Below are 24,144 nucleotides of genomic sequence, written 5' to 3'. Positions count from 1 at the left end.
CTGGTGGCCTCAGTGGGGCGGTGAGCTGGCGGTTCGGGGAAGTTCAGTGGAGCGGATGAGCTGGCGGCTTGCCGAGCGTTCAGCCAGGGGCGCCTGAGCTGGAGACTTGCGGCACCTAGCAGGGCGGATGAGCCGGCGGCTTGCCGAGCGTTCAGCGAGGGCGCCTGAGCTGGAGACTTGCAACCCAGCAGAGCGTCTGAGCTGGGCACCTTGGCAAGCACCCAGCGGACCGTCCGACCGAGCAGCTCGGCAAGGCGGCGCTCGAAACTCGGCGACTCAGCCAGGCACCTCGAAACAGCTCAGCGAGACACCAAGCCCCCAACTCAGCCCGGACCGAGAGACCTCAGAGCAATTCCAGCAGGAACGGCAGCTCCTGCGGCGCGTACCAGGCCAGCTCGTGGTCTTCCGCGTCGCCGAGGACGAACTCCGCGTCCATGTCGCCCAGATCCGCCGCGTCGATCACCGCTGCTGCCGCGGAGACCGCGTCCGCGGCCTCCGCGGAGTCCACGTGGATCGCCGCCACCGCGGACAACGGGATCGGGCCGCCGATGCGGACCACCGGGGCGTCCAGGTCGGGGCGCAGGGTGATGCCCTCGACGTCCGCCGACACCACCACCCGGCGGGGCTCGCCCTTCTCCTCCGCCGCGATCAGGCGCAGCGAAGCGCGCGCCGCGTCCAGGAGTGCCGCGTACTCGAGCTCCTCGTCCGAGCCGCTCACGTACGCCTCGCGCAACGCCGGGGTCAGCGCGAACGCCGTCCCGCTGCGCGCCCGGAACTCCCCCGACGATTCCAGATCGCGAAGCATCGCGATGGTCGCAGGCAGATAGACCCTCACCAGTGCGCACCCTTCAGCTCTTCCAGCGACTCTTCGATCATCCCGGCCAGCAGGTCGACGTCGAAGGCGGCCTTGCGGTCGCCGTTGAGTCCGAAGTAGACGCCGCCGTGGTACGACGTCACCCCGATCGCCAGCGCCTGGGTGCGCATCAGCGGCATCACCGGGAACATCTCGACCAGTCTCGCCTCTCCCGCGTACATCGGCATCTGCGGGCCCGGTGAGTTGGTCACCATGACGTTGAAGATCCGCCCGGACAGCGACCCCGCCGCTCGCGCGCCGAGCGAGTGCAGGGTAGCCGGGGCGAAGCCGCCGACCTTGAGCAGCCCGCGCGCGGCGACCGAGCGGCCCGAGTCGAGGTGCTCGGTCATCGCGTGCCCGATGTGCTGCAGCCGCAGCACCGGGTTGGGCTCGCCGACCGGCAGGTCCACCAGGTAGGCCGCCACCTGGTTGCCGATCAGGGCCGGCGTCGAGTACTCCGCCGTATCGGCGTCGCGCACCGCCAGCGGCACCAGCGCGCGGACCGTCGCGTTCGCGGTCAGCGTCTCCTCGCGGGAGAGCAGCCACCCGCGCAGCGCGCCGGTGATGGCCGCGAGGACGACGTCGTTGACCGTGCCGCCGTGTTCGGCGCGGATCTTCCGGAAGTCCTCGAGCCGCGTGCGGACCACCGAGAACACCCGCCCGCCGGACACCCGGACGTTCAGCGGTCCCGGCGGCGCCGGGTTGACCAGCGTGCGCAGCGCCGACGCCACCCCGCCGACGGTCTCGGCGAACTTGCCGGCCGCCGCGGCCGCGTCGTTGGCCGCCGACCGGACGTTCTCCACCACCTCGCCCGGCCGCTGGACGCCCTCGCTGACCGCGTCGAGCACCAGCTGGGTGCGGCTCGGCTCGCGCCGCGGCGTCCAGATGTCTTCGAACGGCTCCGGCTCGGCCGGGGTCGGGTCCAGGATCAGCTGGCCGAGCTCGATCGTGCCGACACCGTCCACAACGGACTGGTGGGTCTTGGTGACCAGCGCGATCCGGTCGCCGGACAGGCCCTCGATGAAGTAGGCCTCCCAGAGCGGGCGCTCCGGCGCCAGCCGGCGCGACATCAGCCGTGCCACCAGGTCGAACAGCTGGTCGTCGCTGCCCGGGTGTGGCAGCGCCGAGCGCCGGACGTGGTAGTTCAGGTCGAAGTCGACGTCGTCCACCCACACCGGCCGCGCCAGGTGCCCCGGCACCTCGGCCACGCGCTGCCGGTACCGCGGCAGGTACGCCAGCCGCGCCCCGACGAGGTCGAGCAGCTGCGCGTAGCTGAACCCGGACCGCGGCCGTTCGAAGATGGCCACCCCGCCGACGTGCATCGGGGTCGCGTGGTCCTCCACGTAGAGGAACGAGGCGTCCAGCGCGGAGAGGCGGTCGGGCATGGGCCGATCCTTACACAATGCGAGACTGCCCGGTGTGGGTGATGAGTCGACTGTCTCGCCGAAAGACCGCTTTCTGACCGTGTACGGCCGGAAGCCGGTGCTCGAAGCGCTGGCCGACGCCGGCCTGCACGTGGACAAGGTGATCCTCGCCGACACCGCCCGCGGGCCGGGCGCGGCCGAGATCCAGCGCGCGGCCGAGGACGCCGGGGTGCCGGTGCAGCGCGCCAGCGCCCACCGGGTCAAGGTGCTCGCCGGCAACGGCAAGCAGGACCAGGGGGTGCTCGCCGACGTCGTCGCCCCGCGGATGCGCGCGCTGGACACCGCGCTCGCCGACCGGCGGCCGCCGTCACGCGTGCTGCTGCTGGACGGCATCACCACGCCGGCGAACGTCGGCATGATCCTGCGCACGGTGACCGCGGCCGGGCTCGAGGGCGTGATCGTGCCGCGCCGCGGTGTCGCGGCGCTGGACCCGCTGGTGGTCAAGGCCTCGGCCGGGGTCGCGTTCCGCGCCCCGGTGCTGCGCTGCGGTTCCGCGCGCGAAGCGGCCGAAATGCTCACCGAAGCGGGCTACAGCCTCTACGCGCTGGGGTCGTCCGCGAAGACGACGATATTCGACATAGACCTGCCGCAGCGCACGGCTTTTGTCCTTGGTGGCGAAACGGACGGTGTCGGTTCGGAGGTCGGCGAGCTCGTCACGGAATGGGTGTCGATCCCGATGCCGGGTGACGTCGAGTCCCTGAACGTCTCAGCGGCCGCCGCTGTGCTTTCGTTCGAACTGGTCCGCCGCGCCGCCGCTCACTGATCCGGGAACAGCACCTCGAGCTCGGCGAGCGTTTCGCTGACCGACCGGTGGTGGACCCCGACCATGCCCGCCTCGACGGCGCCGCGGATGTTCGCGGCGGAGTCGTCGACGAACGCACAGTGCACGGCGGGCAGGCCGAGCCGGTCCGCCGCGATCAGGTAGACCGCCGGATCCGGCTTGGCGACACCGACCTCACCGGAGAACACCAGCGCGTCGAAATAGTCGAACATCGTTTTCTTGACCGGGTCCGACGCCCCGGGCGCGTTCGACAGCAGCGCGGTGCGGACACCCCGCTCCCGCGCGGCCATCAGGTAGTCGTAGAACCGGCCGGCGTCCGGATCGGTGAGAACTCCGGCGAAATCGACCAATAACCCCTTCAACACCCGGCACACCATAGTCGGGTGACGGAGCGATGTCTCTCACGGCGCAACAATGCGATGTGCACTAGCGCACCGGCGCCGCCGAAGCCATCCCTTCGGCGGTTCTCTGCCGAATCGTGCGATTCCTGACGCGATTCGGGCCGGTTCCTCCCTCTAAGCGAGCAGACGCGGCGAAATGCCGAGTCCGGGAGGGGAGGAAATGTCCGAGGAACATCGCCTGAGGACGCTGATCCGCTACGAAGCACCGCGGCGGGCCGAGCGGCTCGAAGCCGTGACACCGCAGGAGCACCGCCGGGCCGGCGCACGATGGCCGGCGTCGAGGCAGCTCGAAGCGTCCGAAGTGGGCCATCTGCTGAACATGCTGCTGGAGGCCTACGACGGACGCCGCGCGGTGCCGCAGATCCGCGGCTTGGTGGCGCCGGAGGTGTACGCGGGTCTCAGCGGACCGCGCCTGCCCCGGCCGCGGCACCGGACGCACAGTGTCCACACGTGCAATCCGGTGCCGGGGGTGATCGAGGCGTGCGCCCGTGTGGAGGCCGACGGCCGGTCGTTCGCGCTGGCGGCCCGCTTCACCCGTAGCGCGGCGGGGTGGCAGTGCGTGCGTTTCGCGCTGCTGAAACCGCGGCGGCTCGACGGGCCGGCCCTGCGAGCAGCGGCGTGAGGCGGGCGGGCGCGGCCCGGGCGCCGCCGGCGGAGTCCCGTCGCGACGGTCGCAGGTGGACGGTCGTGAGTGGCACTACGGGTGCTGGCCCTCTTGGCCACTCACGACCGGACCGGCAGCGTCGACAGGCCGCGCAGCGTGGTCGTCGGGTTCCACCCCGGGTCGCCGTTCAGCGCGAGGTCCGGGAGACGGCGGGCCAGTTCGCGGAACACGATGCGGCCTTCGAGGCGGGCCAGCGGCGCGCCCAGGCAGAAGTGGATGCCTTGCCCGAACGCCAGGTGCTTGCCCGGCGTGCGCGCCGGGTCGAACGGTTCCGGGCCGTTCGCGGGGTCGCGGTTGGCCGCGCCGAGCAGGACGATCACCTGGCTGCCCGCCGGGATCGCCAGCGAGCCGAGCACCGTGTCGCGCACCGCCGTCCGGGCGGTCAGCTGGACCGGCGAGTCGTACCGCAGCACCTCTTCGACCACCCGGTCGGGCGCGTCCGCGGCCGGGCGCAGGCCGCCGTGGCGGAGCAGCGCCAGCACGCCGTTGCCGATCAGGTTCGTCGTCGTCTCGTGGCCCGCGATCAGCAGAAGGGTGAGCGTCACCAAGAGCTCGCCCTCGCTGAGGACGTCACCCGCATCCGACACCGCCACCAGCGCGGACAGCAGGTCGTCACCGGGCTCGTCCCGGCGCCGGGCCGCGAGTTCGCGGAAGTAGCCGACGAACGACTGGCGCGCCCGGACCGCCGGTTCGACCGTCTCGGGGCTCTGCAGGAACGCCGGGTCCAGCGCCCGCGCCATCGCGTGCGACCACGCGGCGAACCGCTCGCGGTCGTCCAGCGGGACACCGAGCAGTTCGGCGATCACCTCGACCGGCAACGGCTTCGCGAGCGCCGTCATCAGGTCGAATTCGCGTGGCGCGCGGTCGATCAGCTCGGACGTGATCTCCTCGATCCGCGGCGTCAGCCGCTCGACCATGCGCGGGGTGAACGCCTTCGACACCAGCCGCCGCAGGCGCGTGTGGTCGGGCGGGTTCAGCGACAGGAACGCCCGGACCACGCGTCCTGACTCGTCGACCGGCTGGTCCGGCAGCCGGTCCGCCGGGTCCAGGTATTCGGGTTCGGGGTGGCCGAACGCCGGGTCGCGCAGCACCTGCGTGGCTTCCGCCATACCGCTGACGGCGAACATTCCTTCGGCCAGGACCGCGACCGGACGGCTTTCCCGCCACCGCCGGTAGTGCGGATACGGGTCCGGCCGCCGCTCGGCGGCGAACAACGCGAAGAATTCCTGCGGATCCACCACAGCCGACAACGTCGTCACGGTTTTCCCCCGTTCACGAAACCGGGGCGCGTGGACAAACTCCACGCGCCCCGGCTTTCGGGCACTTCAGCGGTTCACATCAACGGCTCACGTCAGCGACGCGGGCCCTTCTTGCCCTTCTTGGCCGCGTCGCGCTGGGCGGCCCGGCGGTCCCGGCGGGTGGCACCGCTTCCGCCGGCGCCGCCGCCGGCTTCTTCGGCGTGCGCTTCGACCTCGCCGTCCTCACCCGGGCCGGACAGCGTCAGCCCCGACTGCTGGTTGTTGCCGCCGAGGCCCTTGCCGCGCAGCGCGGCCGGGACGGACTCGGTGTCGGTCGTCGGCGGCTGCGGCGGCGCCGGCCGCGCGTGGCGGCCTTCCGGCACGGCCTGGCCGTTGCCGGAGCCGACACCCGCCGGCAGCGCGGCGGCGTCCTCCGCGGGCGGCGCCTCGGCCCGCTCGACCTGCAGGTTGAACAGGAAGCCGACGGCCTCCTCCTTCAGCGAGTCGAGCATCGCGCGGAACATGTCGAAGCCCTCGCGCTGGTATTCGATCAGCGGGTCGCGCTGCGCGAGCGCCCGCATGCCGATGCCCTGCTTGAGGTAGTCCATCTCGTAGAGGTGCTCACGCCACTTGCGGTCCAGGACGGTCAGCATGACCTGACCCTCCAGGGTCCGCATGCCGTCCGGGCCGACGAGCGCGTTGATCTCCGCTTCACGCTTGTCGTAGGCGCTGCGGGCGTCCTGCAGCAAGGCCTCGCGCAGGCCGTTCGCGTCGAGGTCACCGTCCTCGAGCAGGTCGTCCCAGTCGAGGCTGACCGGGTACAGCGTCTTCAGCGCCGTCCACAGCTTCTCGTGGTCCCAGTCCTCGGCGTAGCCGTTGGCCGTCGCGCCGTCCACGTAGGCGTTGACGACGTCGACGAGCATGCCCTCGATCTGGTCGCGCAGGCTCTCGCCGGCGAGCACGCGGTGGCGCTCGGCGTAGATCACCTTGCGCTGCTCGTTCATGACCTCGTCGTACTTGAGGACGTCCTTGCGCTGCTCCATGTTGATCTGCTCGACCTGGGTCTGCGCGCTCTTGATGGCCTTGGAGACCATCTTGTGCTCGATCGGCACGTCGTCGGGCAGCCGCATGGTCGTCATGACGCGCTCGACCATCGTCGCGTTGAAGCGGCGCATCAGCTCGTCACCGAGCGACAGGTAGAACCGGGACTCGCCCGGGTCGCCCTGACGGCCGGACCGGCCGCGGAGCTGGTTGTCGATGCGGCGCGACTCGTGCCGCTCGGTGCCCAGCACGTACAGGCCGCCCGCGTCGCGAACCACCTCGGCCTCGGCCTTCGACTCCTCCTTGACCTTCTCCAGGATGGCGGGCCAGGCGGCCTCGTACTCCTCGGAGTGCTCGACCGGGTCCAGGCCCTGCTCGCGCAGCACCTGGTCGGCGATCAGGTCGGGGTTGCCACCCAGCACGATGTCGGTACCGCGGCCCGCCATGTTCGTGGCGACCGTGACGGCGCCCTTCTGGCCGGCGCGGGCGACGATCAGCGCCTCCCGGTCGTGGTGCTTCGCGTTCAGCACCTCGTGCGGCACGCTCAGCTTGACCAGCAGCTTCGACAGGCGCTCGGACTTCTCGACGCTCGTCGTGCCGACCAGGACCGGCTGGCCCTTCTCGTGCCGCTCGGCGATGTCCTCGGCGACCGCCTCGTACTTCGCCTCTTCGGTCTTGTAGATCAGGTCCGGCTGGTCGGCGCGGACCATCGGGCGGTTCGTCGGGATCGGCACCACACCCAGCTTGTAGGTCTGGTGGAACTCGGCGGCCTCGGTCTCGGCCGTACCGGTCATCCCGGACAGCTTCCCGTAGAGGCGGAAGTAGTTCTGCAGCGTGATCGTGGCGAGGGTCTGGTTCTCGGCCTTGATCTCGACCTTTTCCTTCGCCTCGATCGCCTGGTGCATGCCCTCGTTGTAGCGGCGGCCGTGCAGCACGCGGCCGGTGAACTCGTCGACGATCGCGACCTCACCGTTGCGGACGATGTAGTCCTTGTCGCGGTGGAAGAGCTCCTGGACCTTCAGCGCGTTGTTCAGGTACCCGACCAGCGGGGTGTTCGCGGCCTCGTAGAGGTTCTCGATGCCGAGCTGGTCCTCGACGAACCGGACGCCCTTCTCGGTGACGGCCACCGTGCGCTTCCGGACGTCGACCTCGTAGTGGTACTTCGAGTTGATCAGGTTCGTCTTCTCGACCCGCTCGCGCGACCCCATCGTGGTGGTGTCGATGCCGTTCATCAGCGGGGCGAGCCGCGCGAACTCGACGTACCAGCGCGACGACTGGTCCGCCGGGCCCGAGATGATCAGCGGCGTCCTGGCCTCGTCGATGAGGATCGAGTCCACCTCGTCGACGATGGCGAACTGGTGCCCGCGCTGCACGCAGTCGTCGAGGCTCCACGCCATGTTGTCACGCAGGTAGTCGAAGCCGAACTCGTTGTTCGTGCCGTAGGTGATGTCGGCGTTGTACTGGCTGCGCCGGACGTCCGGCGCCTGCTCGGACAGGATGACGCCGACCTCGAGGCCGAGGAAGCGGTGGATGCGCCCCATCCACTCCGAGTCGCGCTTGGCCAGGTAGTCGTTCGTCGTGACGACGTGCACGCCCTTGCCGGGGATGGCGTTCAGGTAGGCCGGGAGGACGCAGGTCAGGGTCTTGCCCTCACCGGTCTTCATCTCGGCGACCTGGCCCAGGTGCAGGGCGGCGCCACCCATCAGCTGGACGTCGAAGTGCCGCTGGCCGAGCACCCGCTTGGCCGCCTCCCGGGCGACCGCGAAGGCCTCCGGCAGCAGGTCGTCCAGGGACTCCCCGTCCGCGTGCCGCTTGCGGAACTCGTCCGTCTTGGCCCGCAGCTCGGCGTCGGTCAGGTCCTTGACGTCGTCTTCGAGGGTGTTGATGTGATCGGCGATGTTGCGCAGCCGCTTCACCATCTTGCCCTCGCCCGCGCGGAGCAGGCGGTTCAGCACCATCCGGTCGACCTCACTAGCTGATCATGAGCGCGCCCAGGCCGGTCCCGGGCAGGTTCTCCCACGGCGGCGGCCGTGGTCGGCGCCACCGTTCCACCCCATCGTAGGGAACCCGGGGCGTGGTGTGCACACGCCGTACGTCCTGACATGCGGATGGCCCGCACGCGGGCGCGTGCGGGCCATCGGCGGAGGCCTCCTTAGAGCCGGCTCAGCCGAGCCGGATCACGCCGTAGTCGAAGCCTTTCCGCCGGTAGACCACGCTGGGCCGCCCCGCGTCGGAGTCGTTGAAGAGGTAGAAGTCGTGGCCGACCAGCTCCATCTCGTAGAGAGCCTGGTCCACCGTCATCGGATCAGCGGTGTGCTGCTTCTCGCGGACGACGCGGCCGGGCTGGTGGCCCAGGTCGTCGTCGGCCCAGCTCTGCTGCTGGGGCAGGGTGATCTCGTCGGCACTCGCGAAGCCGTTGATCTGCGGTTCGGCTTCGGGTGCGTCCAACACCGCGGTACGCGCGGCGGGACCGGCTGCGGCCGGGGAGGTACCACCCGGCAGTGCCGAGGTCGCTTCGGCGACCGACTCCGGACGGCTGCGCCCGTAGTGCACGCGCCTCCGGTCGTGTGTCCTCCGCAGCCGGTTCTCCAGCTTCGTGACTGCGGAATCGAGCGCTGCGTAGAAGTCGGCGGCACACGCTTCAGCGCGTACGGCCGGGCCACGCCCCTTTCCGGTGATTTCGACGCGCTGGCAGCTCTTGGCCTGGCGACGATTGGGTTCGTGGAACAGCTCCACGTCGTACCGGATGACTTTCCTGTCGTAGCGCTCGAGGCGGGCCAGCTTTTCGCTGACGAGTGCCCGATAGTGGTCGGGCACCTCCACGTTGCGGCCCTTAACGACGATGTCCATACACGACCTCCCTCGCTGAGATGACTGCGAGCTGTTGAGTTCACACACGGCGCCGGTATTGCGGGGACGTAAGCCCGGATCGCGGGCTGAGAAGGAACTCGGATCGGTTCACGACGTCTCGTGCCGGATGCCCGAGCGCGGACTCAGCGCACCTCCGGCGCCAGGGACATGGGCTCGTCACCTCCCTGCCTGCGGGGATTGCTGATAGCGGAGCACGTTAGCTTCCTCACGCCCGTTACAACAGCCCCCGAGCCGGGGGATGTCGGGGAATGAGACTCCGTCACCCCGCGCAGTGAGCGGGGGGTGAACACCAGAAAACACCCGCTGGTCGGACGCGCGCCGATTGCCGTGGCGTCACACGGACGGCGCATCCCTTCAGCTGGACGGGCGCCGAGGGTGACGGCCCGTTCGGCCGCAGCCGCCACCCCGGTGGGGTGGTGTGGCAGCCGAGTGGTCTTGATCGACACCCTCATGCCCGGACAACGGCCGCGGACCTGCTCGCGTTCCCGCCGGATGTCACTCGTGTAGGTGACACCCGGGTCACCCGGGCGCGGGGGTCGGCGGGGGTGGATGCGTTCGGTGGCCGGGTGTTGGTGTTGTGCGCGGGGTTGGTGGGGTGCGTGGTCCCTTGGTGAGCTGGGGAAACCGGGTGATGTGGTTCCTTCTCGGTGAGCTGCTTCTCGAGGGTGGTGGTCGTGAAGGTCGGTTGAGTTACCTGCCGGAGCGCGCCTGTGACTGCGCGCTCAGCGATTCTCCAGTCGCTCGCAGGTGAACTGCCGCTCGCCGAAGTGCAGCCCACGGCTCTTGATCGCCGGCTCATCGAACTCGGCGATTGCGGTTCACCCGGCCGCGAGCAGGGCGAGGACCGCCGAGACCGCGATGCCTTCCGCCGCCAGTGCGTGCGCGCATGCGGCGGCGGTGGCGCCCGTGGTCACCACGTCGTCCAGGACCACCACCGGGAAGCCGGGTGGCGGGCGTCCGGCGTGGCGGAACCGCAGGCGGCCGGCCAGGTTGGCGGCGCGCTGGGCGTGGCCGAGCCCGACGGCGTCGCGGGCGCTGCCGGCCAGTTCGAGGGCGGGTGCGACGGCCACTTCGAAGCCGCGGCCGGCCAGGGCGGTTGCCGCGGCCTCCGCGAGGCGTTCGACGTGGGGACCGCCTCGCACCCGGGACGCAGAGGGGCGGCTGGGGGCCGGGACCAGGCAGAGTTTGCGCGCTGCGGAGGCCGGTCGGGTGCTCGGCGAATGGCCTTGGGGTCGGTCGGCAGAAGCGGTCCCGGTGCTGAGAGCCGGATCCGGCGGCAGGTAGCTCTCACCGATTCCGCTGCTGCCGACCTGGCCCGGTAGCCGATCGGCGGAAACGGTTCCGGTGCTGCGCGCGGAGCCCGGTGACCGCCAGACCTCACCGGATTCGCTGCTCCGGATCTGCGCTGGTGGCCAGTCGGCGGAAGCGGCCCGGATGTCGAGCGCCGAATCCGGCAACCGGGGGATCCCACCGGATTCAGTACTCGGGGAATGGTTCTGCCGCCGGTCGGCGAAAGCGGTTCCGGCCCGGAGCAGCGGTCCCGAGGGCCGGTGGGTCTCACCGGATCCAGTGCTCTGGGCTCGATCAGACAACCTAGCGCCGGAGACGGTTCCGGCGGCGAACGCCGAGTCCTGCGGCCTGCCTGCGGAAACGGTTCCGGCACCATGCCCGGCGGCACCGGTACCGGCTTCCTGCAACGGCAACACCGCCAACGCCTCCGCCAAAGCCCACCCGAGCGACGGCGCCAGATCTCGCCGCCCCCGCTCCTTGTACGCGATCAGCAACCTCCGCCCCACTCCGCGGTATCGGGACAGGGCGAACACCCGCACCAACCCCGCCGTGGGCATGCGGACGACCTCCCTCGCCGCGCCCCAGACGCCCGCACAACTAGCACAGCACGGCGCCCCGCGGGCTCCGCAGGCGGCGCAGCGGCTGGGGATCAGCAGTTCGAGAAGCGCTTTGATGAACACACGGAAAGTGTCCCCATCACCACCGACAGTTTCCGGGCCGCAGTCGAACCCGGTCACCCGAAAGTGTGATCAGCCCGGGTAGAAGGGGTCCGCGTCCTTCGCCGAATGGTTCTGCGGGCGCCACACCTCGCCCAGCACCGAGGCGATCCACAGGCCGCTCGCGTCGGCCACCACGATCTGGCGGCTGGGGGCCGCCGTGACGCCGTGGACCGGGGGTGTCAGGTTCGAGCTGTTGAACGCGTCCATCCGCTGGCCGTCCACCGTCACCTTGATCACCGGCTGGGACGTCGACGTCGTCACCGCGACCAGCGTGTCCTGGGACAGCCAGTCGACGTCGACGACGTTCTGGAGGTCGTGGGGCTGCAGGTGCCGCGGCTCGCGCAGGGCGATCGAATCGCCGGTGCCGCCGACCACCGACGCCACCCACAGCTGGCCGGCGATCACCGCGGCGACGCGGGCGCCGTCGCGGGAGAAGCGCAGCTCGGAGATGCCGCCCTGCTGGGTCAGGTCGGTGGCGTTGACCGTCAGGGGGGTCCACTGGCCGTTCGGGGTCAGCACCATCCTGGCCACCGTCAGCTGGTCGGCCACCGTCCACACCTCGGACGCGCCGGGGCGCCACGTCGGGCGGCTCAGGGTGTTGCCGGCCAGGCTGACCAGGGGCAGGTCGCGGCCCAGGTCGCCGATGCGCAGGTGGACCTGGCCGCCGGTGCGGTCGACCACCGCGAGGCGCTTGCCGTCGGTCGACTGGGCCGCGCTGACGACGTCGTAGCCGCCGTTGCCGACCGGGCCGGGCACCGGGGCGCCGTCACCCAGGGAGCGGACGCGGCCGTCGACCGTCATCAGCCCCGGCAGGTCCAGGCTCAGCGAGAGCGACGCGCCGTACGCGGGCAGTTCGTTCAGCCGCCAGTCCGGGTGGTTCGGCACCAGCGGGGCGCCGTCGGCGAGGATCCGGATCCGCGCCGACGTCACGTACTGCAGCGAAAGCACGATCTGCGCGGCGATCAGGTTCCGGATGTTCTCGCCGACGCCGGTGAGCCCGGTCAAGGGCACCACGAGCGTCCCGTCGTCGAGGCTCTTGACGTTGGTGTCGATCTCCACCGGCTCGCCGAGCAGGTTCTTCACCGTCCCGGCCAGGCTCGTGGACGGGCCGTCGACCAGCAGGTCCATCACCCGGCCCGGCAGCCCGGACTGCGGTTTCGCCACGACGTAGCGCCGGTCCGGGACGAAGGCGTTGGACGACTCCGAGTAGAAGCTGATCGGCACCGCGGTGTAGTTCTCGCTGAAGTCGGCCTCGGTCGCGTACAGGTCGGTGGGCGGGTCGACGATCCGCCACTGGCCGTTCTGCTGCTTGCGCACCTTCACGTGGAGCAGCGCCGAGCTGTAGTCCGGCACGAACGAGCTGTTCTGGTCCAGCGTGCCGATGTCGATCCCGCGCACGTTGACGACCTGGGTGTTCGGGTCCGGCTGCGGCTCGGTGTCGTAGACCGTGCCGAAGGTGTCCTGGATGATCGTCAGGCTGCGGCTGGGCCGCCAGTTCGCCCGGCCCTGGTCGTCCAGGTAGGCGCGGGCGGCCGCGTTGTTCTGGCCCGGCTTGAGCGTGGCGCGGATGAACTCGCGCACCAGCGTCAGCGAGTCGATGCCCTGCTCGGGTTCGGGCGCCTCGGCGTTCTGGCCCTGGCCCTGGCGCTCCCCCGAGACGACGACGGGCTGGGACTCGAGCGGCACGTTGGCGCAGCCCGCCAGCACCACCAGGCACAACACTGCGAGCAGAACCCGTTTCACTGACCGACTTCCTCACGTTCGGCGAAGATCGCCTCCGGCGCCGGCGTCACCTCGATGATCCCGAGCGGCACCTCGCCCGGGATGTGGTCCGGCGGTGGCAGGGCCAGCGGCGGCTCCCCGGCGGGGATGTCCTGGTGACGCGGGAACGTGAACCGGAAACAGGCGCCCCGGCCGGGCGCGCCCCACGCGTCGAGCTCGCCGCCGTGCAGGCGCGCGTCCTCCAGGCTGATGGCCAGGCCGAGCCCGGTGCCGCCGGTGCGCCGGTTGCGTGACGGGTCGGCGCGCCAGAACCTGTTGAACACCAGGCCCTCCTCGCCGGTCCGCAGGCCGACGCCGTGGTCCCGGACCGTGATGGCGACGGTGGTTTCGTCGGCCGCGACGGTGAGCACCACCGGCTTGCCCTCGCTGTGGTCGACGGCGTTGCCGAGCAGGTTGCGCAGGATCCGCTCGACGCGCCGCGAGTCGACCTCGGCGGGCACGTCCTCGTCGGGCAGCACGAGCTCGACCGAGCTGCCCGCGTTGCCGGCGATGACCCGCACCTGCTCGACCGCGCGGGTGGCGATCGGGCGGACGTCGATGAACTCCGCCGACAGCTCTTCGACGCCGGCGTCGAGCCTGCTGATCTCGAGCAGGTCGCCGAGCAGGGCCTCGAACCGGTCGAGCTCGTCGACCAGCAGCTCGGTGGACCGCGCGAGGCCGGCCGGGAACTGCTCGCGGGAGGCGTGCAGCACGTCGGCGGCCATCCGGACGGTGGTCAGCGGGGTCCGCAGCTCGTGCGAGACGTCGGAGGTGAACCGGCGCTGCAGCCCGCCGAACTCCTCGAGCTGGCGGATCTGGCGCTGGATGCTGGCGGCCATGCCGTTGTAGGACCCGGCGAGCTTGGCCAGGTCGTCCTCGCCGATCACGGCCAGGCGCTGGTCGAGGTCGCCGCCGGCGAACTGCTCCGCCGCCGCGGCGGCCGACCGGACCGGCCGCACCACCTGCCGCACCACCAGGTTCGTGATGCCGGCCAGCAGGAGCAGCAGGACGAGGCCGCCGACCAGCAGCGTGTTCTGCACGGTCGAGACGGTGTTCTGCTCGGTCGTCAACGGGAACAGCAGGTACAGCTGCAGCGGGACCGCGACGGTCTTGAGCGGCGTGCCGACGATCAGGTACGTCGTGCGCCCGCCGTTCGCGTCCGGGACGGTGTGCTCGAGGTAGCTCGTCTGCTCGGCCTCGACGAACTGCCGCAGCCGGGGCGGCACGTTCTCGAACGGCCCGGCGAACGAGGGCTCGTCGCGGGACTGGTCGTGGCCGCCGCTGGCGAGCACGGGGATGAACGTGCCCGCCGCCGAACCCGCCGCGTCCTGGCTGGTCGGCGTGATCGCGATCTTCTTCAACGCGTTTTCGAGGCGGTTGCGCATCGCGTCCGGCGTCTCGCCGCCGAGGCCGACCAGCTCACCGGCGGCGGTCTCCGCGGCCGCGCGGGTCTGCGCGGTGGCGGCGTCGCGCTTGGTGTCCAGCAGCCGTTCGGTGATCTGGTTCTGCAGGACCATGCCCAGCACGAACACCACGGCCGAGGACAGCGCGAGCGTCGAGACGGTCACGCGGAACTGGAGCGAGTGCTTCCACAGCTCGTTGAACGCGACCGCGCGACGGCGCGTGAAAACGACGACACGCCGCACCAGGCGTGCCGTCGAACGCGCGAACGCGGGGAGCCGTCTGCCGGTCTCCGTCGTCATGGAGCCATCACGGCGGTCCGGCCTTGTACCCGACGCCACGAACGGTCAACACCACCTCGGGGTGTTCCGGGTCCTTCTCGACCTTCGAGCGGAGCCGCTGGACGTGCACGTTCACCAGGCGGGTGTCGGCCGCGTGCCGGTAGCCCCAGACCTGCTCGAGCAGCACCTCGCGGGTGAACACCTGACGCGGCTTGCGGGCCAGCGCCACCAGCAGGTCGAACTCCAGCGGGGTCAGCGGGATGGCCTTGCCCTCACGGGTGACCTCGTGGCCCGGCACGTCGATCGCCAGGTCGCCGATCGTGAGCGACTCCGCCGGCTCGGCCTCGGTGCGGCGCATCCGGGCGCGAACCCGGGCGACCAGTTCCTTCGGCTTGAACGGCTTGACGACGTAGTCGTCGGCGCCGGACTCCAGGCCGAGGACGATGTCGACGGTGTCGCTCTTGGCGGTGAGCATGACGATCGGCACCCCGGACTCGGCGCGGATCGCCTTGCAGACGTCGATCCCGTTCATCCCGGGCAGCATCAGGTCGAGCAGGACGAGGTCGGGCTTCAGTTCACGCAGCGCGGGAAGCGCGCGTGAGCCGTCGGCGACCACCGCCGTGTCGAACCCCTCCCCACGGAGCACGATGGTGAGCATCTCCGCGAGTGCAGGGTCGTCGTCGACCACGAGAACACGTGCCTTCATGACCACATATTCGCACTAGTTCCGGCGGCCGGACGCGCGACCCGCGTGTTTGACCACCAGAAAGATCAAGATCCGCACCGGTCCCTGCTCCATCCGGGTGCCGCTGGGCGGTCCGTGAAGGCCACGTTCAGGGACTCTGAGTCCCTCAAGGTGGCCTTCACGGACCTGGGAGAAGGGCTCAGGGAGCCACGGCGGGGACGGGCGCGTCCACGTAGACGACGCCGTCGGTGACGGCCACCCGGTGCGTGCGCACGGCCTTCTTGGCCGGCAGGCAGGTCGGCGCGCCGGTGCGCAGGTCGAACTGCGCGGCGTGCAGCGGGCACTCGACGAAGCAGCCCTCCAGCCAGCCGTCGGCCAGGGATGCGTCCTGGTGGGTGCAGGTGTCGTCGACGGCGAAGAAACCGGCTTCGGTGTGGAACACGGCGATGGGGACGGGCCCGTCGAGGCGGAGGGACTCCCCCTCGGGCAGGTCGGCGACGGCGCAGGCTCGGATCATCGGGGCCTCCGGGAACGGATGACAGGAAACCGGGACGGTTGGTGAAAGTTGCGCATGGCGCGACGCTGCGCTTCCTGCGCAACAATCCGGTTCGACGGGCGGTCGCGTCAAGAGATTCGCCCGACCAGCCGATAGGGAGGGCGCAAAACGGATAGTGTTGCGCTATGCGGAACCAGGACTCGGGCAACGCAACTCAGAGCCAGGTGCAGTCGGTCGACCGTGCGATCAGCGTGCTGGAGCTGCTCGCCCGCAACGGCGAAACCGGCATCACCGAGATCGCGGGCGAACTGGGCGTGCACAAGTCCACGGCGTCACGCCTGCTCAGCGTCCTGGAGTCGAGAGGCCTGGTCGAACAGCTCGGGGAACGCGGGAAGTACGCGATCGGCTTCGGCATCGTGCGGCTGGCGGGCGCCGCGACCGGGCGGATGGACCTGGCCAAGCTCGGCCGCGCCAGCTGCCTGAGCCTCGCCGAGGAGCTCGGCGAGACCGTGAACATCGCCATCGCCGACGACGGCGTCGCGATCAACATCAGCCAGGCCCGCGGGGCCGCCGCGATCACCACCCAGAACTGGACGGGCCAGCGGACGCCGCTGCACGCGACCTCCAGCGGCAAGATCCTCTTGGCCTACATGGCCGAAGCCGAACGCAAGCGCGTGCTGAAGCGGAAGCTGGAGCAGTACACGCCGCGCACGACGGTCGAGCCCGACGAGCTGATGACCGAGCTCGAACGGATCCTCGAAGACGGCTTCGCGGCCTGCTACGAGGAGTTCGAGCTCGGCATGCACGCGGTGGCGGTGCCGATCCACGGGCCGGGCGGCGACGTCGTCGCCGCGATGAGCGCGTCCGGGCCGTCGTACCGGCTTTCGAAGCAGCGGGTGAAGCAGATCGTCCGGCCGATGACCGAGGCGGCGGACGACCTTTCCGCGCAGCTGGGCTACTTCCGGGACTGAACGGGACTAGTCGTAGAGCCGGGCCATCGCCCGGATCGTCCTTCCCATGTGCGCCACCAGTTCCGGGGGCGCCAGCACCTTCGCGTCCGCGCCGAGCCGCAGCAGGCCGGCGGCGGCGTGCGGCACGTTCTCCAGCGGGACGGCCGCGCGCCGCCAGCCGTCGGCGTCCGCGGGTTCGAGGGTGCGCGAGACGAGCCGGGCGGCCTTCGGGCCGAGGATGTCCGGCAGGGCCGCGATTCCCGCCGGTGAGAGCCGCACGGCGGCCGTCCCGTCGAGGTCCGCTTCCTCGTACCGCTCGACGTGTTCCCGCCAGAACTCCGCGAGGTCGAAGCCGGCGGGCCGGGTGAACGTCTCGTCGAGCGGGGTCAGCGCCTCGATGTTCGTGACGCGGTAGGTCCGGCCGGACGCGACGAGGTACCAGACGCCGGCCTTGAGGACCAGGCCGAGCGGGTGCAGCCGCCGCGTCACGACACCCGGGCGCGGTGACCAGCGGCGGTAGCGGACCTCGACGACCCGGTCCTGCCACAGGGCTTCCGCGGCGGCGAGCAGCTGCGGCACCGGGTCCGCTTCGCGGTACCAGCCGGGCGCGTCGAGGTGGAAGCGCTGCCGGATGCGCGTCGACGCGTCCCGGTACGGCGTCGGCAGCGCCGCCATCAGCTTCAGCTCGGCCGCGGCCACCTGGGCGCCGAGCCCCAGCTCGGCGGCGGGCTGCGGCATGCCGGTGAGGAACAGCGACTCGGCCTCGTCGGCGGTCAGGCCGGTCAGCCGGGTGCGGTAGCCGTCCACCAGCTGGTAGCCGCCGGCCGGGCCCGGTTCGGCGTAGATCGGGACGCCCGCGGCGGCCAGCGCCTCGACGTCGCGGTAGACGGTCCGGGCGGTCACGCCCAGCTCGGCGGCCAGCCGGGACGCGCTCATCCGGCCGTGGTTCTGCAGCAGCAGAAGCAGGGACACCAGCCGGCTCGCACGCACGCGGCGAAGTCTGCCAGCCACCACTGACAGAAGGTGTCAGTGATCACGGCCCAGGATCACCTGCATGAACGACTTCGACTTCCTCCACGGCTCCTGGACCGTCGTCAGCCGGCGGCTTCGCACCGTCTTCGCCGGCGGCGACGACTGGGACGTCTTCCCCGGCACCACCACCTGCGCGCCGATCTTCGAAGGCGGCGGCAACACCGAAGAGATCCTCTTCCCCGACCGGGGCTTCCGCGGCTTCACGCTCCGCCTGTTCGACGTCGACCGGAAGGAGTGGTCGATCTACTGGGCCAACGACCGCACCGGACTGCTCCAGCCACCGGTCGTCGGCACGTTCGCCGACAACCGCGGTGACTTCTACGGCGACGACACCCACGAGGGGCGGCCCATCCGGGCGCACTACATCTGGTCGGGCACCACCGGGCCGTCGCCGCGATGGGAGCAGGAGTTCTCCGCCGACGGCGGGAAGACCTGGGAATCCAACTGGGTCATGGAGTTCACCCGGGCCTGAACCGGCACCTTTTCGGGCGCTTGACAGCAAGTCGCGCATGACGCACGTTGTTGCCGAAGACGCAACTTCGCCCGGAGGGATCCCGCGATGGCCGCACCGCCCCGGGTGGTCGTCCTCGGCGCCGGCCTCGTCGGCTGCGCGCTCGCCGACGAGCTGACCGAGCGTGGCTGGACCGACGTCACCGTGCTGGGCGGCGGCGAGGCGCCCGGCTCACCCGGGCTGGTGTTCCGGACGGACGCGGACCGCACGCTGACGGAGTTCGCGAAGTACACCGTCGCGAAGTACAGCGGCCTGACGGTCGACGGCCGGTGGTGCTTCAACCCGGTGGGCAGCCTGGAGATCGCGACAACACCCGAGCGGCTCGAGGACCTGAAGCGGCGGCACGGCTGGGCGACGTCGTGGGGCGTGCGCGGCTTCCCGCGCACGCCCCGCGAATGCGCGGACCTGCACCCCCTCCTCGACGAAACCCGGGTCCTGGGCGGGTTCCACGTCCCGGGTGACGGGCTCGCCGACCCGCGCAACGCGGCCGAAGCGCAGGCCCGGCGGGCCGCCGGGCGGGGCGCGAAGTTCCTCGACGAGGACGTCGTGGCGATCGACCGGGCCGGCGGGCGGGTCACCGGCGTCGTCACGGCTTCCGGGCGGCTGCGCGCCGACGTCGTCGTGTCGTGCGCCGGGGCCGGCGGGCTCGTCGGCCTGGCGGTGCCGCACACGCCGCTGCCCCATCGGTACGCGCAGACGTCGCCGCTGGCCGAGCTGGCCGGGGACAACGACGACCACGCGCAGGCGGGCAAGCCCGTGCTGCGCCACCACGACCGCGCGCTGTACGTCCGCGAGCACGTCGACCGGCTCGGCGTCGGGGCGCTCGAGGTCAGCTCGGAGGACTTCGAACCGGCGTGGGAGGCGGCGGCCATCCTGCTGCCCGCGCTGCGCGACGCCAAGGCCGAGACCGTGACGACCGTGGTGCTCCCGGGCACCCCGGACGGCCGGCCGCTGCTGGGCGAGCATCCGGACCTCGAGGGTTTCTGGGTGGCCGAGGCCGTCCGGCACGAGCACTCCGCCGGGGTCGCGCGCGAGCTGGCGCGCTGGCTCGTCGACGGGCAGCCGTCGCTCGCCGTCCACGGCTGCGACCTGGCCCGGTTCGACCGCGTTTCCGCGCGGGGCCGCCCGTTCGCGGAGGCCCACGAGATCGTCCACCCGCTGGCACCCCGCGAACAGCCACTGCGGAACGGTCCGTTTTTCGAGCAGCAGACGGCTCTCGGCGCGTGCTTCCTGCCGTCGGACGGCTGGGCGCGGCCGCAGTGGTACCAGGCGAACGAGAGCCTGCCCGTCATCTCGGCCCGCGACGGCTGGGCCGCGCGGCACTGGTCGCCGATCGGGACCGCGGAGGCCCTCGTGGCCCGCGAGCGCGTCGCGATGTTCGACCTGACCGCCGCGGCGCGCCTGGCCGTCACCGGCCCGGGCGCGCTGCCGTTCCTGCAGGCCATGACGACCAACGACCTGGCGAAGCCGCCGGGCTCGGTCACCCGCACGCTGCTGCTCGGCGAGGACGGCGGGGTGCGCGGCGCCCTGACCGTGGCCCGGCTGGGCGACGAGCGGTTCCACGTCGGCGCCGGCAGCCGGCTGGACTTCGACTGGCTGCGGCGGCACCTGCCGGGCGACGGGGCGGTGCAGGTCCACGAGACCACCCCCGGGACGTGCTGCGTCGACGTCCGGGGACCGCTGGCCGACGACGTCCTACCCGAACTGTCCACAACGGACTACTCGGCCGAAGAGACGTACGTGGGAGACGTCCCGGTCGTCGCGTTGCGACTGTCCACTGTGTCCTGGGAAATCCAAACCACCGCGGACTTGGGCCGTCGCCTGTGGGAAACGCTGCGGGCACGCGGGATCGCCGCCGCCGGACATCAGGCGTACACCGCCCTGCGGCTGGAGGCCGGGGTCCCCGTGCCGGGGGTCGACGTCACCGCCGAGCACGATCCGTACGAAGCCGGGCTCGGGTCCCTCGTCCGGCTCGACAAGGGTTACTTCCTCGGCCGCGACGCCCTCGCCGGTCGTAGCGACGCCCTCACCGGCCGCCGGTTGACCCGGCTGAGCGTCGACGGCGTCGTGCTGGGCAAGGAACCCGTGTACGTCCGGGGGCACGCGGCCGGGCACGTCACCAGCGCCGCCGACGGGCTGGCCCACGCCTGGCTGCCGGTCGAGTACAGCGTGCCGGGGATCGCGGTGGAGATCGAGTACTTCGGCACGCGGGTCCCGGGGAGGGTCGTTTGACGCACTACGACGTGATCGTGCTCGGCCTCGGCGGGATGGGCAGCGCCGCCGCGTACCGGCTGGCCCAGCGCGGGCAGCGGGTGCTCGGCCTCGACCAGTTCGCGCCCGTGCACAACCGCGGGTCGAGCCACGGCGGTTCGCGGATCACGCGCCAGGCCTACCTCGAAGGCCCCGAGTACGTCCCGCTGCTGCTGCGTGCGCACGAACTCTGGGACGGTCTCGAGCGCGACAGCGGACGCCGGCTGTTCACCCGCTGCGGCGGGCTCATGGTCGGCACGGCGGAGTCGCGGACGATCACCGGCAGCGTCGCGTCCGCGAAGGCGTTCGGCATCCCGCACGAGCTGCTCGACGCCCGCGAGCTGCGCCGCCGGTTCCCGACGACCTCCCCCGCCTCCGACGAAGTCGCGCTCCACGAGCCGGGCGCCGGGCTGGTGTCGCCCGAGGGCAGCGTCGCCGCGCACCTGCAGCTCGCCGCGCGGTGCGGCGCCGAACTGCACCACGAGGAGAAGGTGTTCACCTGGAGCACCATGGCCGGTGGCGTGCGCGTCGGGACGTCGCACAACTACTACACGGCCGACCGGCTCGTGCTGTGCCCCGGCGCGTGGGCCGCCGAGCTGCTGGGCGATCTCGGCGTCGAGTTCACCGTGCGCCGGCAGGTGCAGTTCTGGTTCGCGCCTTCAGGCGGGGTCGAGCCGTTCCGACGGCACCCCGTCTACATCTGGGAAGGCGACGGCTACACGTTCTACGGCTTCCCGGCGCACAACGCGCCCGGTGACGGCGTGAAGGTGGCGTTCCACAGCGGCGGCCGGACGTGCGCACCCGACGGCGTCGACCGGACGGTGTCCGACGACGAGGTCCACGAGATCGCCACCGTCGTCAAGCGCCACCTGCCGACCCTGCCCGGCGGATTCCTGCGCGCGGTGACCTGCATGTACACCGACACGGCGGACGAGAGCTTCGTGCTGGCCCCGCACCCGGCCGAGGACCGGGTCGTGCTGGCGTGCGGCTTCTCCGGCCACGGTTTCAAGTTCGCGCCCGTCGTCGGGGAGATCGTCGCGGACCTGGTGGTCGACGGCGCCACCGCGCACCCGATCGCGCAGTTCGACCCGGCGCGGCTCTCCCAGCCGAAGAGCGCTTAGCCGAGCAGCGTCGCGGCGAGGGACTCCTGGTCGACGCCCGCGACGCCGTCCAGGACGTGCCACGGCGCGAGCCAGCCCGTGGCGGCCAGCTCGTCGTACACCGCCGCGCAGCGCCGCTGCAGGCCGTCGTCGGTCTCGAACGCGTCGCGCTCGCGGTCGGTCTCGGCCGCCGCCCGGCGTTCGGCGCGCTCCGCCGCGACCGACGCGGCGACCCGCAGCAGCAGGTGCGCGTCCGGGCGGGGCAGGCCGAAGCGGCCGACCTCCAGCTCCCACACCCACTTCACGACGTCGCCGGCCGCGTCCTGGCGCAGGCGCGCGGCCGCGTACGCGGCGTTGGACGCGACGTAGCGGTCGAGCAGGACGACGTCGTGCGCGTCACGCAGCGCGCGGATCTCGTCGGCGGCACCGCTGCGGTCCAGCGCGTAGAGCACGGCCATGCCGTAGACCGAGTCGGCGAGGTCGCCGTGGCCGCGGTGCAGCGCCTCCTTGACGAGGTCCGCGTGCACGCTCTCGCCGTAGCGCGGGAAAGCCAGCTTCGCCACGCTCGCGCCCTTCGCGCGCAACGCGTTCGTCAGCCCTTCGGTCAGCGTGCGCTTGCCCGCGCCGTCGAGCCCTTCGATGACCACGAGTCGCCCCATGCGGCACACAGTACTAATCCGGCCAAAAGCAGGCCGACCCTCGAGCGACAAGTGACCGTTGCTACGAGGCCATCGGCCGTGACTGTGGTCGGATTAGTAACGAACGGCACAGTAATGGTGGTGGACCGGCGGGCTCGGTGGAAGGGATCGACGCCGAGCCCGCCGGTACGTCTAGGCGGTCGTCCGCCGCAGGTGCAGCACGTAGTAACCCGCGCCGCTGACCAGCAGGACGCCGGCCAGGATCAGCAGCGGGATCCAGCCGGTGTCGTTGCTGGAGGGCGCCGGGCTGCCGTCGCCGCGGGGCATGACCGCCCCGGTCGCGCCGTAACCGCCGGCCTCGCCGTCGCGGTCGTAGGCCGAACCCGGGAGCTTGTCGGCGTACTTCCCCTGGACCGTCCGCTGGTAGTCGGCGACGGTGACCGCCGCACCGCCGGCGAGCGGGGTGACGCGGCCGTCGCCGACCGCGTACCAGGCGTCGACCTGCGGCTCGTGCAGTAGCTGGGCCCCGGCGGGGAGCTTGCGGGCGTAGGCCGTCTCGACGTCGCCCGAGGCGATGTTGCCGACCTGCCAGGCGCCGTCGTCACCGCGGACCGACCAGAGGGTCGCGGTCCGGCCGTCGGAAGCCTGGACGGGCACGGCGAAGTAGGAGAACTCGCCCGGTGCGGCGCCCGGCTTGCCGACGACGAAGTCCGCGGACAGGTCGTAGACGGGGTAGGCCTCCGGCGCGATCCGGACGGACACCGGAGCTCCCGCGGCGCCCGGCGCCTGGGCGAAGAACTTGACCAGCGTGTCCTGGAGACCGGGCGCGGCGGCCGCGCTCCGGGCCGCCACGGCGTCGGCGCTGCTGATGCCGGCGGCCTGGGCCGCGCCTGACACCGGTGCCGTCATCAGCAGCGCCGCGCCGGTCAGCACGGCGAGGGCCAGCACTCGCCTGCTCATCGGGAGACCCCCGTGAGCGTGTGCGTCCAGGTGAAGGACGAGTTGTGCGTGTAGTAGCCGTAGGTCGACCAGTTGTAGCGCTTGGCCGGTCCCGGGTCGCCCCAGTACACCCAGTCGCCACTGGTGTCGTAGCCGTAGAGGACGTGCGTGTGGCCGCCGCCCGCGCGGTAGCCGACCCGGGTCTCGACCGGCCGGTTCGCCGTGGTCTGCGTCCGGATGGCGGCGTAGGTGATCCGGCTGTCGAGGTATTGGCCGGGTGAGGTGAAGCCGAGGCGGGCGAAGGCGCGCTGCGGATCGGCGAGCGTGCCCGGCAGGTTCGCGCAGTCGGTCCCGGCCGAGTTGTGAGCGAGCTGACAGAAACGGGTCTGGCTGACGGTGACGCCGTGGTAGGCCGCGATGGTGTTGCCCGAAGCCGCCCAGCACCACTGGTTCCGCTGCTGGGCCTGCATCGAGATCGGGTTCCGGAAGCTCGACGGCGCGCCGGACGCGGCTCCGGCGGTGGCCGGCGCGACCAGGCACAACATCAGGCTCACGGCCAGTACGGCGTGGACCCTGCTCGACTTCACCAGCACGGACGGCCTCCTGCTCGAACGTGGGCGAACCAGCGGTGGTCACAACGGTGAACAACCCGGTCACAAGGAGCAAGAACGCCATCTGGAGGAACGGACCGTTCCGGGGGACAGCCGGAACGCGGAACAGTCAGCATCACGTGGCCAACCACCCTGAACGGGGGTCGGCACGTCCCATCTACGCTGCTAACGTGAACGTTCCGCGGTGTTCACGCCCAGCGCACACAC

21 protein-coding genes are annotated in these 24,144 nt (G+C 71.4%); 6 read left to right on the top strand and 15 right to left on the bottom strand.

Annotation, left to right across the window (positions count from 1 at the left end):
- Window positions 1–343 precede the first annotated feature (343 nt).
- Both ACIOD2_RS10160 and ACIOD2_RS10155 read right to left on the bottom strand, forming a co-directional pair.
- Complete coding sequence (locus tag ACIOD2_RS10160; RefSeq protein ID WP_400536461.1) at window positions 344–835, bottom strand: DUF6912 family protein; 492 nt, start codon at window positions 833–835, stop codon at window positions 344–346.
- Window positions 832–2,238 (bottom strand): wax ester/triacylglycerol synthase family O-acyltransferase, encoded by a 1,407-nt coding sequence (locus tag ACIOD2_RS10155; RefSeq protein WP_400536460.1) that lies wholly within the window; start codon window positions 2,236–2,238, stop codon window positions 832–834. Before ACIOD2_RS10155 ends, ACIOD2_RS10160 begins: the two co-directional genes overlap by 4 nt.
- Window positions 2,239–2,272: 34 nt before the next feature.
- Between ACIOD2_RS10155 and ACIOD2_RS10150 the strand changes: the two genes are divergently transcribed.
- The gene (locus ACIOD2_RS10150) at window positions 2,273–3,040 is read left to right on the top strand and encodes a TrmH family RNA methyltransferase (protein WP_400536459.1); all 768 of its coding nucleotides are present in this window, start codon (window positions 2,273–2,275) and stop codon (window positions 3,038–3,040) included.
- Here ACIOD2_RS10150 and ACIOD2_RS10145 read toward each other — a convergent pair.
- Window positions 3,034–3,408 (bottom strand): HAD-IA family hydrolase, encoded by a 375-nt coding sequence (locus ACIOD2_RS10145; RefSeq protein WP_400537981.1) that lies wholly within the window; start codon window positions 3,406–3,408, stop codon window positions 3,034–3,036. The two genes, ACIOD2_RS10150 and ACIOD2_RS10145, sit on opposite strands and share 7 nt — an antisense overlap.
- A 211-nt stretch (window positions 3,409–3,619) precedes the next feature.
- On the opposite strand from ACIOD2_RS10145, the gene ACIOD2_RS10140 reads away from it, so the two are divergent.
- Entirely contained in the window at window positions 3,620–4,081 is a 462-nt protein-coding gene (locus ACIOD2_RS10140) for an Rv3235 family protein (RefSeq protein ID WP_392773781.1), read from the top strand.
- Window positions 4,082–4,182: 101 nt separating this feature from the next.
- On the opposite strand, the gene ACIOD2_RS10135 is transcribed toward ACIOD2_RS10140, so the two are convergent.
- From ACIOD2_RS10135 to ACIOD2_RS10100, 8 genes are all read right to left on the bottom strand, one after another.
- Window positions 4,183–5,382: a cytochrome P450 gene (locus ACIOD2_RS10135; protein ID WP_400536458.1), complete on the bottom strand. Its 1,200-nt coding sequence runs from the start codon at window positions 5,380–5,382 to the stop codon at window positions 4,183–4,185.
- A 92-nt stretch (window positions 5,383–5,474) separates the two neighbouring features.
- Window positions 5,475–8,360: a preprotein translocase subunit SecA gene (secA, locus tag ACIOD2_RS10130; RefSeq protein WP_400536457.1), complete on the bottom strand. Its 2,886-nt coding sequence runs from the start codon at window positions 8,358–8,360 to the stop codon at window positions 5,475–5,477.
- Between the two features lie 205 nt (window positions 8,361–8,565).
- A complete protein-coding gene (gene hpf, locus ACIOD2_RS10125) occupies window positions 8,566–9,252 on the bottom strand; it encodes a ribosome hibernation-promoting factor, HPF/YfiA family (protein WP_400536456.1) in 687 nt (228 codons plus the stop codon).
- Between the two features lie 839 nt (window positions 9,253–10,091).
- Window positions 10,092–10,415 (bottom strand): hypothetical protein, encoded by a 324-nt coding sequence (locus tag ACIOD2_RS10120; protein ID WP_400536455.1) that lies wholly within the window; start codon window positions 10,413–10,415, stop codon window positions 10,092–10,094.
- Between the two features lie 897 nt (window positions 10,416–11,312).
- A complete protein-coding gene (locus ACIOD2_RS10115; RefSeq protein ID WP_400536454.1) occupies window positions 11,313–13,025 on the bottom strand; it encodes an LpqB family beta-propeller domain-containing protein in 1,713 nt (570 codons plus the stop codon).
- Window positions 13,022–14,746, bottom strand: coding sequence for an MtrAB system histidine kinase MtrB (gene mtrB / locus ACIOD2_RS10110; RefSeq protein ID WP_400536453.1), 1,725 nt, complete (start codon window positions 14,744–14,746; stop codon window positions 13,022–13,024). Before mtrB ends, ACIOD2_RS10115 begins: the two co-directional genes overlap by 4 nt.
- 7 nt (window positions 14,747–14,753) lie before the next feature.
- Window positions 14,754–15,431, bottom strand: coding sequence for an MtrAB system response regulator MtrA (gene mtrA / locus ACIOD2_RS10105; protein ID WP_005150760.1), 678 nt, complete (start codon window positions 15,429–15,431; stop codon window positions 14,754–14,756).
- A 178-nt stretch (window positions 15,432–15,609) separates the two neighbouring features.
- On the bottom strand, window positions 15,610–15,927 hold the full coding sequence (locus ACIOD2_RS10100; RefSeq protein WP_323323265.1) for a bifunctional 3-phenylpropionate/cinnamic acid dioxygenase ferredoxin subunit: 318 nt from the start codon (window positions 15,925–15,927) through the stop codon (window positions 15,610–15,612).
- A gap of 164 nt (window positions 15,928–16,091) precedes the next feature.
- On the opposite strand from ACIOD2_RS10100, the gene ACIOD2_RS10095 reads away from it, so the two are divergent.
- Complete coding sequence (locus tag ACIOD2_RS10095; RefSeq protein ID WP_400536452.1) at window positions 16,092–16,877, top strand: IclR family transcriptional regulator; 786 nt, start codon at window positions 16,092–16,094, stop codon at window positions 16,875–16,877.
- A 6-nt stretch (window positions 16,878–16,883) separates the two neighbouring features.
- Here ACIOD2_RS10095 and ACIOD2_RS10090 read toward each other — a convergent pair whose 3' ends face one another.
- On the bottom strand, window positions 16,884–17,846 hold the full coding sequence (locus tag ACIOD2_RS10090; protein ID WP_400536451.1) for a helix-turn-helix transcriptional regulator: 963 nt from the start codon (window positions 17,844–17,846) through the stop codon (window positions 16,884–16,886).
- A 64-nt stretch (window positions 17,847–17,910) separates the two neighbouring features.
- Here ACIOD2_RS10090 and ACIOD2_RS10085 point away from each other — a divergent pair, with 64 nt between their 5' ends.
- The 3 genes from ACIOD2_RS10085 to solA all read left to right on the top strand — a co-directional run bounded on the left by ACIOD2_RS10085 (window position 17,911) and on the right by solA (window position 21,770).
- Window positions 17,911–18,360: a hypothetical protein gene (locus ACIOD2_RS10085; RefSeq protein WP_400536450.1), complete on the top strand. Its 450-nt coding sequence runs from the start codon at window positions 17,911–17,913 to the stop codon at window positions 18,358–18,360.
- 87 nt (window positions 18,361–18,447) lie between these two features.
- Window positions 18,448–20,631, top strand: coding sequence for an FAD-dependent oxidoreductase (locus ACIOD2_RS10080; RefSeq protein WP_400536449.1), 2,184 nt, complete (start codon window positions 18,448–18,450; stop codon window positions 20,629–20,631).
- On the top strand, window positions 20,628–21,770 hold the full coding sequence (gene solA, locus ACIOD2_RS10075) for an N-methyl-L-tryptophan oxidase (protein WP_400536448.1): 1,143 nt from the start codon (window positions 20,628–20,630) through the stop codon (window positions 21,768–21,770). The genes ACIOD2_RS10080 and solA overlap by 4 nt, the downstream gene beginning before the upstream one ends.
- Here the strand turns inward: solA and ACIOD2_RS10070 are convergent.
- From ACIOD2_RS10070 to ACIOD2_RS10060, 3 genes are all read right to left on the bottom strand, one after another.
- On the bottom strand, window positions 21,767–22,408 hold the full coding sequence (locus ACIOD2_RS10070; protein ID WP_400536447.1) for a dTMP kinase: 642 nt from the start codon (window positions 22,406–22,408) through the stop codon (window positions 21,767–21,769). The two genes, solA and ACIOD2_RS10070, sit on opposite strands and share 4 nt — an antisense overlap.
- Before the next feature lie 171 nt (window positions 22,409–22,579).
- The gene (locus ACIOD2_RS10065; protein ID WP_400536446.1) at window positions 22,580–23,347 is read right to left on the bottom strand and encodes a hypothetical protein; all 768 of its coding nucleotides are present in this window, start codon (window positions 23,345–23,347) and stop codon (window positions 22,580–22,582) included.
- Window positions 23,344–23,919, bottom strand: coding sequence for a papain-like cysteine protease family protein (locus ACIOD2_RS10060; RefSeq protein WP_400536445.1), 576 nt, complete (start codon window positions 23,917–23,919; stop codon window positions 23,344–23,346). Before ACIOD2_RS10060 ends, ACIOD2_RS10065 begins: the two co-directional genes overlap by 4 nt.
- Between the last annotated feature and the right edge of the window lie 225 nt (window positions 23,920–24,144).

This window comes from Amycolatopsis sp. NPDC088138, assembly GCF_044741685.1.
Lineage (GTDB): Bacteria > Actinomycetota > Actinomycetes > Mycobacteriales > Pseudonocardiaceae > Amycolatopsis.
The sequence above is the reverse complement of the archived record's forward strand: the minus strand, read 5'-3'. Positions and strand labels throughout refer to the sequence as shown.

Coding starts and splice junctions, on each gene's coding strand:
- ACIOD2_RS10155 (WP_400536460.1), bottom strand. CDS start 2,238: ATGCCCGACCGCCTCTCCGCGCTGGACGCCTCGTTCCTCTACGTGGAG.
- ACIOD2_RS10140 (WP_392773781.1), top strand. CDS start 3,620: ATGTCCGAGGAACATCGCCTGAGGACGCTGATCCGCTACGAAGCACCG.
- secA (WP_400536457.1), bottom strand. CDS start 8,360: ATGGTGCTGAACCGCCTGCTCCGCGCGGGCGAGGGCAAGATGGTGAAG.
- hpf (WP_400536456.1), bottom strand. CDS start 9,252: ATGGACATCGTCGTTAAGGGCCGCAACGTGGAGGTGCCCGACCACTAT.
- mtrB (WP_400536453.1), bottom strand. CDS start 14,746: ATGACGACGGAGACCGGCAGACGGCTCCCCGCGTTCGCGCGTTCGACG.
- mtrA (WP_005150760.1), bottom strand. CDS start 15,431: ATGAAGGCACGTGTTCTCGTGGTCGACGACGACCCTGCACTCGCGGAG.
- ACIOD2_RS10100 (WP_323323265.1), bottom strand. CDS start 15,927: ATGATCCGAGCCTGCGCCGTCGCCGACCTGCCCGAGGGGGAGTCCCTC.
- ACIOD2_RS10095 (WP_400536452.1), top strand. CDS start 16,092: ATGCGGAACCAGGACTCGGGCAACGCAACTCAGAGCCAGGTGCAGTCG.
- ACIOD2_RS10085 (WP_400536450.1), top strand. CDS start 17,911: ATGAACGACTTCGACTTCCTCCACGGCTCCTGGACCGTCGTCAGCCGG.
- ACIOD2_RS10080 (WP_400536449.1), top strand. CDS start 18,448: ATGGCCGCACCGCCCCGGGTGGTCGTCCTCGGCGCCGGCCTCGTCGGC.
- ACIOD2_RS10070 (WP_400536447.1), bottom strand. CDS start 22,408: ATGGGGCGACTCGTGGTCATCGAAGGGCTCGACGGCGCGGGCAAGCGC.
- ACIOD2_RS10065 (WP_400536446.1), bottom strand. CDS start 23,347: ATGAGCAGGCGAGTGCTGGCCCTCGCCGTGCTGACCGGCGCGGCGCTG.